The sequence below is a fragment of the Rhodanobacter sp. UC4437_H4 genome (genome assembly GCF_052978425.1).
Genome location: NZ_CM129673.1, coordinates 2,930,486 through 2,943,914, shown reverse-complemented (window position 1 = coordinate 2,943,914; position 13,429 = coordinate 2,930,486). Strand labels below are relative to the sequence as shown.

Sequence of the window (13,429 nt, the reverse complement as noted above, 5' to 3'; positions counted from 1 at the left end):
TCGTTTTGCGCGCCACCCGCCGTTCATCGAGTCCTGTTTACATTCTGGAGACCACCCATGACGACCCCGGCAGTCGCCACATGCCCCTGACCTCTCCCGACATCCGCAGCGCCCGGTATCCGCTGGGCGCGCGCATCGCGCTGGTGCTGGCACTGGCGCTGGCGTTCGTGCTGCTGACTGGGCTGGTCGACGGCGGCGTGGGGGTGACCACGGCGCAGTTGCTCAAGCAGCCGCGGTTCCCGCTGGCCAATGCGCTGCCCGGCCTGCTGCTGGCCGGCGCGCTGCTGGCGTGGACCCGCCGTGCCTGGCTGTCGTTCGGCCTGGCGTTCACGCTGCAAGGGCTGGTCTACGGCGTCAACGTGCTGAAGGTGGCCAACCTCGGCACGCCGCTGCTGCCGGACGATTTCCGCATGATCGGCCAATTGCGCAAGGGCGGCATGCACCTGCTGGCCGGCTACCTGCCGCACAGCCCGTGGCCGTACCTCGCGTTGCTGGCGGCGCTGGCGCTGGTGGTGCTGGCGTGGCGTTACGAGCCGCCGGTGGTACCGCGGCATACCGGCGGCAAGCGCCTCGCCGCCTGCGGCCTGCTGGCCGCGGCGTTCGTCAGCATGCTGGTGGGCCTGTCCGCCTGGGGCAGGATCTACAACGCGCGCGTGCTGTGGCTGGAGCCGTGGTCGGCCCGGGTCACCACCAACCATTCGGGCCTGATCAGCTCGCTGATGCTGTTCCACCTGCAATACGGCGGTGGCCACCACAAGCCCGACCGCGCCGCGGCCGAGCAGCTGATTGCGCAATCCGCGCCGGCGTTGCAACAGGTGTTGCGGCAGCCGGCGGCAACCGGTGAGCTGCCCGACATCGTGGTGGTGCAGAGCGAATCGTTCTTCGACCCGTCGATCATGCACGGCTACGAGCACAGCAACTTCGCGCCCAACCTGCGCCGGCTCGCGCGGCACGGCAGCAGCGGCAAACTGCACGTGCCCACCTTCGGCGGCGGCACCATCCGCACCGAGTTCGAGTTCCTCACCGGCCTGTCGCTGCGCTACTTCGACAACCTGCAGTTCCCCTATCTGCAGATGAGCCACAAGTCGCTGCCCAGCCTGGTGCGCACGCTGGCGTCGCACGGCTACAGCACGCTTGCGCTGCATGGCAACGACCCGGCGTTCTGGAACCGCACCACCGCGTTCCAGGCAATCGGCTTCGACCGGTTCGTGTCGCAATCCTCGTTTCCGCCCGGCGCGCCGAATGACGGCAAGTACATGGCCGACAGCGCGATGACCGACGAGATCATGACCCAGCTCAAGGACAGCGGCCCGCCGCAGTTCATCTTCGCCATCAGCATCGAGGCGCACGGCCCCTACGACATCGAGCCCGCGCACGTCGCCGAACGCGACGCGATCCCGGTGCCCGACGGCATCACCGGCCGCGACAAGCTGGAGCTGCAGACCTACCTCTACCACCTCAAACATGCCGACGCCGAACTCGGCCGGCTGGTGAAGCTGCTCGCCAAACGCGACCGGCCCAGCGTGGTGCTGTTCTACGGCGACCACCTGCCCGCCCTCAGCAACAGCTACCACATCACCGGTTTCGTCGACGGCAGCGACATGCTGAGCCAGGCCGGCGTGTGGCTGCTGGTCGACCCGAAACGGCCGTCCAAACCGCTGCAGGCCGACACCGCCTCCTGGCTGCTGCCGGGCAAACTGCTGGCCCACCTCGGCATCCACGACGACCCCTACTTCGCACTGACCGAACTGGTCGGCCCGCAGATCGCCGCCCTCACCGCCGCCCCCGGCGCCCCGCCGCGCCCGCAGAGCGACGAGCAGCGGCAACTTGACAAGGCCATGGCCGGCGTCGACCAGCTGCGCATGGGCGGCAAGCTGGATTCGATGCTGGCCAAGGCGCTGGACGCCACCGCCGCGATGACGCAAATGGTCCACGCCACCGCGACGCCTCCGGCGGTCGAGGAACAGCCCGCAACGGCGCATTGATCCGGCATGCGGTGACGGCGTCGGCGCAAAGTGCCAGGATGCACGTTCGCCGCCATGGAAGCCGCCATGCCCGCCACCGACCCGCATCCGCCCGCATCATTTCCCGGCAGCGGCAACTGGAGCCACGCCCAGCTCAAGCTCGCCTTCGCCTTCTACTGCCAGACGCCGTTCGGCAAGCTGCACAGCCGGAACCCCGCGATCGTGGAACTGGCCCAGCTGATCGGGCGTACGCCGAGCGCGTTGGCGATGAAGCTGGTCAACTTCGCCAGCCTCGATCCTTCGATTACAGGCACGGGTCGCAAGGGGTTGAGCGGCGCTTCATCCCGGGACCGGGAGATCTGGGAGGCGTTCCACGCCGATTGGGAAGGCCTTGCCGTCGAGTGCGAACAACTGCGCGAGCAACTGCAGCACGAGCACGGCCTGAAGGCCACGGCAGTGCGCGCGGTGCGCGACGACCCGGCGCTCGCCGACTACACCGGCGAAATGCGCCAAGCCATCGTGCTACAGCGCATCAAGCAAGACTTCTTCCGCCGCGCCGTGCTGGCCAGCTATCGCGGACGCTGCTGTATCTCCGGCGTCAGCGACGCGCGCCTGCTGGTCGCCAGCCACATCGTGCCGTGGCGCGAGGACAAGGCCAATCGCCTGAACCCAAGCAACGGACTATGTCTTTCGGCGATCCACGACAAGGCTTTCGACCAGCATCTGTTCACGCTCAGCGACGAGCATCGCATCGTGCTGTCCGACCAGCTCAAGGCAAGCAAGGATGCCTTCATCCACGAGGTGTTCTGGCCCACCGAAGGTCAGCCCATCGAACTGCCCGAGCGCTTCGCGCCCAGCCATGACTTTCTTGCACGACACCGCGAAGCCACCTTCGCAACGATGGGCGATCCGCAATGAGCACCAAGGCACGCAGCGTGTTTGTGTACATGTATCGGGATGCCGCGAACTACAAGGCAGGTGGTCAGCTCCTGCTCGAGGGCGAGTGTTCCGAGGCTGCGGAAACCACCATCCGCGAGTGCTGCGATTCGTGGAATCACTTCGTCGCCGAGCAGGTCGACGTGCCGGTTCTGTACGCCGAGCTGTATCAGTTCAGCAACGGCCCCACCGTCGATGACATCGCCTTTCACGAATTTGAACGTCTGCGTGCGGCAACGGCGGAAGATGTAGCTTCGACCCAATCATGGGGAACGCTCGACGACCTCATCGCCCGCTTTCGGGCCGTGGAGTATTGGGATTGCACGTTGTCACCGCACTGCCAGTGAGCGCTCCTGCATCACTCGCGTAGCCAAAACGTGTTTCCCGCCAATCGCGCCCGGGTTTGCCACTCACGCCGCCCGCACCGCGAGCTCGATCCGGTAGCCCACTGCGTTGAGGGCCGCCTCGACTTGTTCCAGCTTGGAGCGGTGGCGCAGGTCGAGCAGGCGGTCAACTTGCGGCATGTGCACGCCGAGCAACCGCGCGAGTCGGCCTTGCGCATGCTGGTGACTACCCTTGCCCGACTCGAAACTCACGCCTTGACGCCTGAGCCATCGCTGGAACTCGCTGTATTTCATCGACCCATCCTTGTTCCGTCCACCGGCCAGCACAGCAACATTTCTGTTGCATGCAAAAGCAAACCATTTGCGAGGAATCGGTCCACCGGCAAACGGAGGCTTTCGCGTTGCGTGCCCTTCGACTTCGCCGCTGCGCGGCTACGCTCAGGGTGATCGGGTCGGGGCGGCTGTGCGCAGGGCAAGCGGATTGAATCGACTGTGCTCAGCGAGGACGGCTTGGGCGGGTGACTTGCATGCGCAAAGAAAAACCCCGCCGAAGCGGGGTTTTTCGTATTGTCGCCGGATTTCCGGTGCGTTGAGCGGCAGCCCTGCCGCTCGAACGCACCGAGTTGATCCGTCGCCGCGTCGCGGCGGGGGACAACTCAGAAATCCATACCGCCCATGCCGCCCATGCCACCGCCCATGCCGCCGGCGCCGTGGCTGTGCTCTTCCTTCTTCGGCAGCTCGGCGACGATCGCCTCGGTGGTGATCGCCAGGCCGGCGACCGACGCGGCGTGCTGCAGGGCCGAGCGGGTGACCTTGGTCGGGTCCAGGATGCCCATCGCCACCATGTCACCGAACTCGCCGGTGGCCGCGTTGTAGCCGAAGTTGCCCTTGCCTTCCTTGACCTTGTTGAGGATCACGGACGGCTCTTCGCCGGCATTGGCGACGATCGCGCGCAGCGGTGCTTCCAGCGCGCGGCGGGTGATCGCGATGCCCAGGTCCTGGTCGGCGTTGTCGCCCTTCAGGCCCTCGACCGCTTTCAGCGCGCGGATCAGCGCCACGCCGCCGCCGGGGACCACGCCCTCTTCCACCGCAGCGCGGGTGGCGTGCAGGGCGTCTTCGACGCGGGCCTTCTTTTCCTTCATCTCGATCTCGGTGCCGGCACCGACCTTGATCACGGCAACACCGCCGGCCAGCTTGGCCACGCGCTCCTGCAGCTTCTCGCGGTCGTAGTCGGAGGAGGTCTCCTCGATCTGCGCCTTGATCTGGCCGATGCGCGACTGGATCTTCTCCGCGTCGCCGGCACCGTCGATGATCGTGGTGTTTTCCTTGGTGATCACCACGCGCTTGGCGCGGCCGAGGTCGTTGATGGTGGTCTTCTCCAGCGACAGGCCCACTTCCTCGGACACGACCTGGCCGTTCGTCAGCACGGCGATGTCTTCCAGGATGGCCTTGCGACGGTCACCGAAGCCCGGCGCCTTGACGGCGGCGACCTTGACGATGCCGCGGATGGTGTTGACCACCAGCGTGGCCAGCGCCTCGCCCTCGACTTCCTCGGCGACGATCACCAGCGGCTTGCCGGCCTTGGCGACGGCTTCCAGCACGGGCAGCAGCTCGCGCACGTTGGAGATCTTCTTGTCGTGGATGAGGATGTACGGGTCATCCATCTCGACCTGCTGCGAGGTCTGGTTGTTGATGAAGTACGGGCTCAGGTAGCCGCGGTCGAACTGCATGCCCTCGACCACGTCCAGCTCGTTGTCCAGGCCGGAACCTTCCTCGACCGTGATCACGCCTTCCTTGCCGACCTTCTTCATCGCGTTGGCGATGATGTCGCCGATGTCGGTGTCGGAGTTGGCCGAAATCGTGCCGACCTGGGCGATTTCCTTGTCGTTGGCGGTGGGGTTGGAGAACTTCTTCAGCTCGCCGACGGCGGCGGTCACCGCCTTGTCGATGCCGCGCTTGAGGTCCATCGGGTTGATGCCGGCGGCCACGGCCTTGAGGCCTTCCTGGATGAACGCCTGCGCCAGCACGGTGGCGGTGGTGGTGCCGTCACCGGCCACGTCGGAGGTCTTGGAAGCGGCTTCCTTGACGATCTGCGCGCCGAGGTTCTCGTACTTGTCGGCCAGCTCGATCTCCTTGGCGACGGACACGCCGTCCTTGGTGATCGTGGGCGCGCCGAAGCTCTTCTCGAGCACCACGTTGCGACCCTTCGGGCCGAGGGTGACCTTGACCGCATTGGCCAGGGTGTTCACGCCCTTGAGCAGGCGGGCGCGGGCGTCTTCGCCGAAACGGACTTCTTTGGCTGCCATGATTTTTTTGCCTCAAAAAAATTGAATAAGAATGGGAAACGTCACGAAAGAGCTGCAAGAAGGAGCCGCAGGCGACTGGCGTGCGCGCTTTTGACTTTCGTCGCGCTCAACCGGCCATCGGCCCCGAGCCCATCACCCCTCGATCACCGCCACGATGTCGTCTTCCTTCAGGAACACGAGCTCTTCGCCGTCGATCTTGATTTCCTGGCCGGCATACTTGCCGAACAGCACCGTGTCGCCTTCCTTCAGCGACATCGGGCGAACCTTGCCGTCGGCCATGATCAGGCCGGTGCCGGCGGCGACGACCTTGCCGCGGGTGGGCTTCTCGGTGGCGCTGTCGGGGATGACGATGCCGCCGGCGGAAACGCGCTCTTCTTCGAGACGCTTGACGATGACGCGGTCATGCAACGGACGCAGTTTGCTCATGGAAGGACTCCGATGTCGTTTGAGGTGGAACAAGGCTTTCAAGACCCCGATCCGGCGATCTTGTTAGCACTCGTGGTAGATGAGTGCCAATTCTAGCGACACAAACTGCCGCTGCAAGACGTTCGGACCGGGAACGTACAGCTAATTGGGTGGATGGGTGCAGGTTTCAAGGGGCGGGCGTCGAGCCCGAGGCAGGGGTGCGCGCGGCGGCTGCGCCGGTTAGGCTGGCCGGCATGCCTGACACCGTCCTGCTCTGCTATTGCACCTGCCCGGACCGCGACAGCGCCGGGCGCATCGCCCGGGCGCTGGTCGACGAGCGGCTGGCCGCCTGCGTCAGCGGGATCGCTGCGGTGCGTTCCACCTACCGCTGGCAGGAAGCGGTGCACACCGACACCGAGGAACTGCTGCTGATCAAGACCACCGCCGCCCGCCTGCCGGCGCTGGAACGTCGCGTGCTGGAACTGCATCCTTACGAGGTGCCGGAGTTGATCGCGGTGCCGGTGGCCGATGGCCATGCCGCCTACCTCGACTGGGTGCGCGAGCACAGCCGGGACTGAAGTCCGGCGCGACCAAATGAAGCACGCCGCGGCGCAGCGAACCGGCTGCGCCATAATGAACCGCTGCCCGCGCGCGGGCCCCATGTTTTCCGGAGTCATGATGCGATCGTTGTCCGCCGGCCCGATGTTTGCCCGCCTCCTGCTGGGCGTGGGCCTGCTGCTGGCCGCCCTGCCCGCGCTGGCGCAGGACACCGACGCTCTGCTGCCGGTGACCGAGGCCTACCAGCTCAGCACCGACGCCGGCACTCCCGGCGTGCTCAAGCTGCACTGGAAGGTCGCGCCGGACTACTACCTCTATCGCGGCCGCATGAAGTTCAAGGCCGGCGACGGCGTCACCCTGGGCCAGGCGCAACTGCCCGAGGGCAGGAAATACCACGATGAATACCTGGGCGACGTGGAGACCTACCACCACGACATCGACGCCAGCATTCCCTACACCGTCGCCACAGGTACCACGCGGCTGAAGCTCAGCGTGCAGTACCAGGGCTGCCACGAGGTCGACCCGAAGATCTGCTACCCGCCGCATACCGAACAACTGGACCTGGCGCTGCCGACCGCCACCGCACCGACCGCACCCGCGGGCTCGCTGGGCGCGGCCCTGGACCAGCTCGGCCGCGGCGGACAGAGCGCCGCCACCGGCGTGACGCGGGCGCCGCTGCCGCCCGAGCAGGCGTTCCGCTTCGAGGCACTGGCGCAGAGCCCGCAGCAACTGCTGCTGCGCTGGACCATGCCGGCGGGCTATTACCTGTATCGCGACCACACCACGCTCAAGCTGAGGAAGGCCGACGGCGCGCGGTTGGGGACGCCCGCGTGGCCGGCCGGCGTGCGGCATCAGGACCCGCAGTTCGGCGAGGTCACGGTGTACTTCGACCAGGTCGAAGTGCCGGTGGCGCTCGAAGGCGTACCCGCCAGGTCCGGACCGCTGACGCTGGAGGCGACCTTCCAGGGTTGTCAGGACGGCGGCCTGTGCTACCCGTTGATGACGCGCACGGTGCAACTCGACCCGGGCAGCGGCACGGTCGCCACCGGCATGCCGACCAGCGCCGCCAGGGAGCTGCCGCCGGCCACCAACGGCGGCCCGCTGCGCACCAGCCTGTTCGCCGCACTGGCGTTGGCGCTGGGCGGCGGGCTGATCCTCAACCTGATGCCGTGCGTGTTGCCGGTATTGTCGATCAAGGCGGTCGGCGTGCTGGAGAGCGGCGAAAACCCCGCCACGCGGCGCAGCCATGCCTTGTTCTATACCGCCGGCGTGCTGTGCAGTTTCGCCGCGCTGGGGTTGGGCATCCTCGCCCTGCGCAGCGCCGGTCACGCACTGGGCTGGGGTACGCAGCTGCAGCAGCCGGTGGTGGTCGGCGTGCTGGCCTGCGTGATGCTGGCGGTGGGCCTGTCGATGTCCGGCGTGGTGCAGTTCGGCGCCTCGCTGGGCAATACCGGCGCCGGGCTGGCGCGGCGCGCCGGTCCGGCCGGCGACTTCTTCACCGGCGTGCTGGCGGTGGTGGTGGCCAGCCCCTGCACCGCGCCCTTCATGGGCGGCGCGCTGGCCTATGCGTTCACCGCGCCGATGCTGTCGGCGCTGCTGGTGTTCCTGATGCTGGGCATCGGCCTGGCGTTGCCGTTCCTGGCCATCGGCTTCGTGCCCGCGGTGGCGCGATGGTTGCCGAAGCCCGGGCGCTGGATGGAAACGCTGAAGCAGGTGCTGGCCTTCCCGATGTACCTCACCGCCGCCTGGCTGGTCTGGGTGCTGGCCAACCAGCGCGGCGCCGACGCGGTGGGCCTGGTGCTGGTGGCGATGGTGCTGCTGGCGATGACCTTGTGGTGGTTCGAGCGCAGCCGTTCGCGCGGCGTGGTCAGCAAGCTGGCGGTGGCCGTGCTGGCGGTCGCCACGCTGGTGCCGATGAGCCTGCTCAGCCAGGTGCCGCCGCCAACCGCAGCCCGCATGGCCGACGGCGTGGTGCCCTATTCCGCGGAGAAGCTGGCCGCGCTGCGCGAAGCGGGCACGCCGGTGTTCGTGGACATGACCGCCGACTGGTGCGTGACCTGCAAGGCCAACGAGCACACGGTGCTCGACACCGCACGCTTCCGCGACCTGCTGCAGCGCACCGGCGCGGTCTACATGAAGGGCGACTGGACCGACGTGAACCCGGCGATCAGCGCCTTCCTGGCCGAGTACCACTCGCCGGGCGTGCCGCTGTACGTGGTGTTCCCGAAGGATGGCGGTCCCGGCCGGCAGCTGTCGACCGTGCTGACCGCCTCGATGGTCGAACGGGCGTTGACCGACGCGGCGCGCTGATGCTCGACCGCACCTCCGGCCTGATCCTGCTGCTGGCCGCGCTGGCCGCCCTGCTCGGCGGCGGGCTGGCCCAATACCGACACCATCGCGCGACAGCCTCCGTTCCGGTCGCCGCGCCGGCCGTGTCGGCGATGGTCGGCAAGCCGCTGCCGGCGCTGACGCTGGCGGATCTGGACGGGCGCATGCACGCGCTGACGGCGTACCGCGGGCGCCGCCTGCTCATCAATTTCTGGGCCAGCTGGTGCGACCCGTGTCTGCAGGAAATGCCCGCGCTCGACGAAGCCCAACGCAAGTTCGCCGATAATGGGGTGATCGTGCTGGGAATCGCCATGGATCAGCCCGACCACGTTCGTGCTTTTCTGGCCAGGCAGCCGGTGAGTTACCCGATCTTGCTGGGCAATCTGGAGACACCGAGCACATCCCTGCAATTGGGCGATGAGGCTGAAATCTTGCCATTCAGCGTGCTGATCGGTGCCGATGGACACATTATCGCGACTCACGCCGGCATTCTTTCGCCGCAGCTGCTGACCCAGTGGTTGGCGCCGCAGCAAGGTGCTCCCTGAGTTCGGCCAAACATACGCCAGCGCAGGGCAATCCCTGCGGGTTCTCCGTTGAACATCGCCGATCTGCCGCGAACTGGACAACATCGCCCGACGCGCGCACACTGCGCCGGGTTCCGGGGCCTCCGGACGCAAGCTGGGTGGTTTCGTGGCGAAGATCCTGGTCCTGCACGGACCCAACCTCAACCTGCTGGGTGCACGCGAGCCGCAGATCTACGGCCGCGAAACGCTGGCCGGGATCAACCAGAGCCTGGCCGATCGGGCGCAGGCGGCCGGCCACGAATTGCAGTGGTTCCAGTCCAATGCCGAGCATGAGCTGATTGCGCGCGTGCACCAGGCGCGCGACGACCGCACCGCCCTGATCCTGTGCAATGCCGGCGCCTTCACCCATACCAGCATCGCGCTGCGCGACGCGTTTGCGGCGGTGGCCATCCCGTTCATCGAAGTGCACCTGTCCAACGTGTTCGCGCGCGAGCCGTTCCGCCACCACTCGTATCTGTCGGATCTGGCGCTCGGCGTGATCTGCGGCTTCGGCAGCGCCAGCTACGCACTGGCGCTGGACGCGGCGATCCAGCGGCTGCAGGCGCCGCCTGCCGCCGACGCCTGACCGGCGGCACCCTCTTTCCCCTTCCAGCCGCCTCCACGGCGGCATGACTGACCAAAGGCTGATCCGATGGATTTGCGCAAAATCAAGAAGCTGATCGACTTGCTCGAGGAATCCAACCTCGCCGAACTGGAGATCAAGGAGGGCGAGGAAGTCGTGCGTCTGTCGCGCGTGCCCAAGGGCGCCGCACCGGTCGCGGCCGCCGCCCCGGTGGCCGCCGCCGCGCCTGCCGTGGCAGCCGCCCCGGTGGCCGCTGCGCCCGCCGCCGCTTCCGAAGCGCCGCCCGCCGACGCCCTGCCGGCCGGCCACGTGGTCAAGGCGCCGATGGTCGGCACCTTCTACGCCTCCGCCTCGCCCGGCGCCCCCGCCTTCGTCAAGGTCGGCCAGCAGGTCAAGGCCGGCGACACCCTGGGCGTGATCGAGGCGATGAAGATGTTCAACCAGATCGAAGCCGAAGTCGCCGGCACCGTACAGGCCATCCTGATCGAGAACGGCCAGCCCGTGGAATTCGACGAACCGATGTTCGTGATTGCCTGAAAAGCAGGGAATAGGGAATCGTGAATAGGGAATTGTCAAAGCGGCCGCACGAAGACTTGTCGGTCTGGAAGCGAGCAATGTCGCTGGTGGAGCAAGTCTATGCCTGCTCTTCGGCATTCCCCGACAGCGAACGCTTCGGGCTGACCGCCCAGCTCAGGCGCGCTGCCGTCAGCGTCCCGTCTAACATCGCCGAGGGCGCCGCTCGTCGCTCGACTCCCGAATACCTGCGCTTTTTGTCGATCGCTCGTGGATCGCTATCAGAGCTGGACACTCAGCTGCAGATCGCCGCACGGCTTGGTTACGGGACTATTCCGGTTGACACCAAGATTTCCATAGATGAGGTGTTTGCCATGCTGACTGGTCTGATGAACACACTGCGAACAAGAGAGGCGATTCGATGATCTCCCTATTCCCTATTCCCCATTCCCTATTCCCTTTCACATTCCCATGCTAGAAAAAGTCGTCATCGCCAATCGCGGCGAAATCGCCCTGCGCGTGCTGCGCGCGTGCCACAGCCTTGGCATCAAGACGGTCGCGGTGCACTCCACCGTGGACCGCAACCTGAAACACGTCGGCCTGGCCGACGAGGCGATCTGCATCGGCCCGGGGCCGTCGGCGGACAGCTACCTCAACATCCCGCGCATCATCGCCGCGGCGGAGATCACCGACGCCCAGGCCATCCATCCGGGCTACGGCTTCCTCTCCGAGCGCGCCGACTTCGCCGAGCAGGTGGAGCAGTCCGGCTTCATCTTCATCGGACCGACCGCCGACGTGATCCGCCTGATGGGCGACAAGGTCGAGGCGATCCGCGCGATGAAGGCGGCCGGCGTGCCCTGCGTGCCCGGCTCCGGTGGTCCGCTGACCGAGGATGTCGACGCCAGCATCAAGATCGCGCGCGAGATCGGCTACCCGGTGATCATCAAGGCCGCCGGCGGCGGCGGCGGCCGCGGCATGCGCGTGGTGCGCACCGAGGCGCACCTGGGCAACTCCATCGTGATGACCAAGCAGGAGGCCAAGGCGGCCTTCGGCAACGATCAGGTCTACATGGAGAAGTTCCTGGAGAACCCGCGCCACGTGGAGATCCAGGTGCTGGCCGATGGCCAGGGCCACGCCATCTATCTCGGCGAACGCGACTGCTCGATGCAGCGCCGCCACCAGAAGGTGGTCGAGGAAGCGCCGGCGCCGGGCATCACGCCCGAGCTGCGCGCGCAGATCGGCAAGGTCTGCGTCGACGCCTGCCTGCGCATCGGCTACCGCGGCGCCGGCACGTTCGAGTTCCTGTTCGAGAACGGCCGCTTCTACTTCATCGAGATGAACACCCGCATCCAGGTCGAGCACCCGGTGACCGAATTCATCACCGGCGTGGACCTGGTGCGCGAGCAGCTGCTGATCGCCGGCGGCCAGCCGTTGTCGATCCGGCAGGAAGACGTGCACATCACCGGCCACGCCATCGAGTGCCGCATCAACGCCGAGGACCCGGACACCTTCATGCCCAGCCCCGGCACGGTGAAGCGCTTCGAGGCGCCGGGCGGCCCCGGCGTGCGCGTGGACACCCACCTCTACGACGGCTACAGGATCCCGCCGAACTACGATTCGATGATCGGCAAGCTGATCGTCCACGGCCCGGATCGCAAGACCGCCATCGCGCGCATGCAGCTGGCGCTGGCCGAAACGGTCATCGAAGGCGTCAAGTGCAACATCCCGCTGCAGCAGCGGATCATGGCCGACGTCGGCTTCCAGCACGGCAGCCAGAATATCCATTACCTGGAAAAGCGCATGGCCGAACAGAAGGAAAAGGCTGCCGCCGGTGCGGCAGAGAAGTGAGTGAAGAGGAGTTGAGGAGTGAGAGAAGGCCGGCGCGCCCGTGCTTCTCTCCACCTTTGACACACTCGCCAAGCCTCGCCCTTCTCTCGTTCCTCACTCCTCTTCACCCACTCCTCGCCTCATGCCCTTCCTCGAACTCTCCCTGATCATCCGCACCGAACAGCAGCCGCGCGTGGAAGAGGCGCTGGAGGATCTGGGCGCGTTGTCGATCACCCTGCGCGATGCCGACGCCGAGACGCCGGACGAGCAGGCGATCTTCGAGCCGGGCGTGGGCGAGTTGCCGCTGTGGCCGACGATCACGCTGGATGCGCTGTTCGACGAGCACGCCGACCGGCGCGGCATTGCCGCGGCACTGGGCGACCTGTTGCCATGGCTGGAACCGGATCAGCTGAGCTTCCGCGACGTCGCCGACCAGGACTGGGAGCGCGCGTGGATGGACCAGTTCAAGCCGATGGCGTTCGGCCACCGATTGTGGATCTATCCGTGGAACATCGAGCCGCCCGTCGATGACGGCAACATCGGCCGCTCCGATGCCTCCACGCGCGTCGTCGTGCGGCTCGACCCGGGCCTCGCCTTCGGCAGCGGCACCCACCCAACCACCGCGCTGTGCCTGGAATGGCTGGACGGGCTCGACCTGCACGGCAGGACGATCACCGATTACGGCTGCGGCTCCGGCATCCTGGCCATCGCTGCGCTGAAGCTCGGCGCCGCTGCCGCAATCGGCATCGACAACGATCCGCAGGCACTCACGGCCTCGGCCGACAACGCCGCGCGCAACGGCGTGGCCGATCGCCTGACGCTGTTCCTGCCGGAAGATCACCCCGACGGCGCCACCGACGTGTTCGTCGCCAATATCCTCGCCGGGCCGCTCGATACGCTGGCGCCGACCTTCGCGGCCGCGGCAAAACCCGGCGCGCCATTCGCGATCTCCGGCATCCTCGCCGGCCAGCAGGACGAGTTGCTGGCGCGCTACGCGGAATGGTTCGAGGACTTGCGCGCAGACCTTCGCGACGACTGGGTGCGCATCAGCGGGCGGCGTCGCCGCTGACGCCGCCGCTGCATCCGCATGCTCCGGACAGCC

The 13,429-nt window shown here is 66.9% G+C and carries 14 protein-coding genes; 11 read left to right on the top strand and 3 right to left on the bottom strand.

The genetic code is table 11. From position 1 onward, the window contains the following. The first annotated feature begins 80 nt into the window (after positions 1–80). The 3 genes from ACVCL3_RS13335 to ACVCL3_RS13325 all read left to right on the top strand — a co-directional run bounded on the left by ACVCL3_RS13335 (position 81) and on the right by ACVCL3_RS13325 (position 3,247). Positions 81–1,985 carry an LTA synthase family protein gene (locus ACVCL3_RS13335; protein WP_447099641.1) on the top strand — a complete coding sequence of 635 codons (1,905 nt, stop codon included), beginning with the start codon at positions 81–83 and terminating at the stop codon, positions 1,983–1,985. Between the two features lie 66 nt (positions 1,986–2,051). Next, the gene (locus ACVCL3_RS13330; protein ID WP_447099640.1) at positions 2,052–2,882 is read left to right on the top strand and encodes an HNH endonuclease; all 831 of its coding nucleotides are present in this window, start codon (positions 2,052–2,054) and stop codon (positions 2,880–2,882) included. Then, complete coding sequence (locus tag ACVCL3_RS13325) at positions 2,879–3,247, top strand: hypothetical protein (protein ID WP_447099639.1); 369 nt, start codon at positions 2,879–2,881, stop codon at positions 3,245–3,247. Before ACVCL3_RS13330 ends, ACVCL3_RS13325 begins: the two co-directional genes overlap by 4 nt. A gap of 63 nt (positions 3,248–3,310) precedes the next feature. Here the strand turns inward: ACVCL3_RS13325 and ACVCL3_RS13320 are convergent, their stop codons facing one another. From ACVCL3_RS13320 to ACVCL3_RS13310, 3 genes are all read right to left on the bottom strand, one after another. Further along, positions 3,311–3,538: a hypothetical protein gene (locus tag ACVCL3_RS13320; protein ID WP_447099638.1), complete on the bottom strand. Its 228-nt coding sequence runs from the start codon at positions 3,536–3,538 to the stop codon at positions 3,311–3,313. Positions 3,539–3,900: 362 nt separating this feature from the next. After that, positions 3,901–5,550, bottom strand: a complete 1,650-nt coding sequence (gene groL / locus ACVCL3_RS13315; RefSeq protein ID WP_395120291.1) for a chaperonin GroEL — start codon at positions 5,548–5,550, stop codon at positions 3,901–3,903. 132 nt (positions 5,551–5,682) lie between these two features. After that, positions 5,683–5,976, bottom strand: coding sequence for a co-chaperone GroES (locus tag ACVCL3_RS13310; protein ID WP_395120292.1), 294 nt, complete (start codon positions 5,974–5,976; stop codon positions 5,683–5,685). Positions 5,977–6,209: 233 nt separating this feature from the next. Between ACVCL3_RS13310 and cutA the strand changes: the two genes are divergently transcribed. The 8 genes from cutA (at position 6,210) to prmA (ending at position 13,396) form a co-directional block, all read left to right on the top strand. Continuing rightward, positions 6,210–6,533: a divalent-cation tolerance protein CutA gene (gene cutA / locus ACVCL3_RS13305; protein WP_447097990.1), complete on the top strand. Its 324-nt coding sequence runs from the start codon at positions 6,210–6,212 to the stop codon at positions 6,531–6,533. 100 nt (positions 6,534–6,633) lie between these two features. After that, positions 6,634–8,823: a protein-disulfide reductase DsbD family protein gene (locus ACVCL3_RS13300; RefSeq protein ID WP_447099637.1), complete on the top strand. Its 2,190-nt coding sequence runs from the start codon at positions 6,634–6,636 to the stop codon at positions 8,821–8,823. Next, complete coding sequence (locus ACVCL3_RS13295) at positions 8,823–9,386, top strand: TlpA family protein disulfide reductase (protein ID WP_447099636.1); 564 nt, start codon at positions 8,823–8,825, stop codon at positions 9,384–9,386. The genes ACVCL3_RS13300 and ACVCL3_RS13295 overlap by 1 nt, the downstream gene beginning before the upstream one ends. A 145-nt stretch (positions 9,387–9,531) precedes the next feature. Continuing rightward, complete coding sequence (gene aroQ / locus ACVCL3_RS13290; protein WP_395120295.1) at positions 9,532–9,990, top strand: type II 3-dehydroquinate dehydratase; 459 nt, start codon at positions 9,532–9,534, stop codon at positions 9,988–9,990. Between the two features lie 66 nt (positions 9,991–10,056). Beyond that, positions 10,057–10,524: an acetyl-CoA carboxylase biotin carboxyl carrier protein gene (gene accB, locus ACVCL3_RS13285; protein WP_447099635.1), complete on the top strand. Its 468-nt coding sequence runs from the start codon at positions 10,057–10,059 to the stop codon at positions 10,522–10,524. A 77-nt stretch (positions 10,525–10,601) separates the two neighbouring features. Next, complete coding sequence (locus tag ACVCL3_RS13280) at positions 10,602–10,925, top strand: four helix bundle protein (RefSeq protein WP_447099634.1); 324 nt, start codon at positions 10,602–10,604, stop codon at positions 10,923–10,925. A gap of 46 nt (positions 10,926–10,971) precedes the next feature. Further along, entirely contained in the window at positions 10,972–12,348 is a 1,377-nt protein-coding gene (gene accC, locus ACVCL3_RS13275) for an acetyl-CoA carboxylase biotin carboxylase subunit (protein ID WP_395120297.1), read from the top strand. A 121-nt stretch (positions 12,349–12,469) separates the two neighbouring features. Next, positions 12,470–13,396 (top strand): 50S ribosomal protein L11 methyltransferase, encoded by a 927-nt coding sequence (gene prmA / locus ACVCL3_RS13270; RefSeq protein ID WP_447099633.1) that lies wholly within the window; start codon positions 12,470–12,472, stop codon positions 13,394–13,396. The last annotated feature ends 33 nt before the right edge of the window (positions 13,397–13,429 follow it).

What these genes read in the sequence shown, in the direction of transcription:
- ACVCL3_RS13335 (WP_447099641.1), top strand. Translation starts at nt 81, where the DNA reads ATGCCCCTGACCTCTCCCGACATCCGCAGCGCCCGGTATCCGCTGGGC.
- ACVCL3_RS13330 (WP_447099640.1), top strand. Translation starts at nt 2,052, where the DNA reads ATGCCCGCCACCGACCCGCATCCGCCCGCATCATTTCCCGGCAGCGGC.
- ACVCL3_RS13325 (WP_447099639.1), top strand. Translation starts at nt 2,879, where the DNA reads ATGAGCACCAAGGCACGCAGCGTGTTTGTGTACATGTATCGGGATGCC.
- ACVCL3_RS13320 (WP_447099638.1), bottom strand. Translation starts at nt 3,538, where the DNA reads ATGAAATACAGCGAGTTCCAGCGATGGCTCAGGCGTCAAGGCGTGAGT.
- groL (WP_395120291.1), bottom strand. Translation starts at nt 5,550, where the DNA reads ATGGCAGCCAAAGAAGTCCGTTTCGGCGAAGACGCCCGCGCCCGCCTG.
- ACVCL3_RS13310 (WP_395120292.1), bottom strand. Translation starts at nt 5,976, where the DNA reads ATGAGCAAACTGCGTCCGTTGCATGACCGCGTCATCGTCAAGCGTCTC.
- cutA (WP_447097990.1), top strand. Translation starts at nt 6,210, where the DNA reads ATGCCTGACACCGTCCTGCTCTGCTATTGCACCTGCCCGGACCGCGAC.
- ACVCL3_RS13300 (WP_447099637.1), top strand. Translation starts at nt 6,634, where the DNA reads ATGCGATCGTTGTCCGCCGGCCCGATGTTTGCCCGCCTCCTGCTGGGC.
- ACVCL3_RS13295 (WP_447099636.1), top strand. Translation starts at nt 8,823, where the DNA reads ATGCTCGACCGCACCTCCGGCCTGATCCTGCTGCTGGCCGCGCTGGCC.
- accB (WP_447099635.1), top strand. Translation starts at nt 10,057, where the DNA reads ATGGATTTGCGCAAAATCAAGAAGCTGATCGACTTGCTCGAGGAATCC.
- ACVCL3_RS13280 (WP_447099634.1), top strand. Translation starts at nt 10,602, where the DNA reads ATGTCGCTGGTGGAGCAAGTCTATGCCTGCTCTTCGGCATTCCCCGAC.
- accC (WP_395120297.1), top strand. Translation starts at nt 10,972, where the DNA reads ATGCTAGAAAAAGTCGTCATCGCCAATCGCGGCGAAATCGCCCTGCGC.
- prmA (WP_447099633.1), top strand. Translation starts at nt 12,470, where the DNA reads ATGCCCTTCCTCGAACTCTCCCTGATCATCCGCACCGAACAGCAGCCG.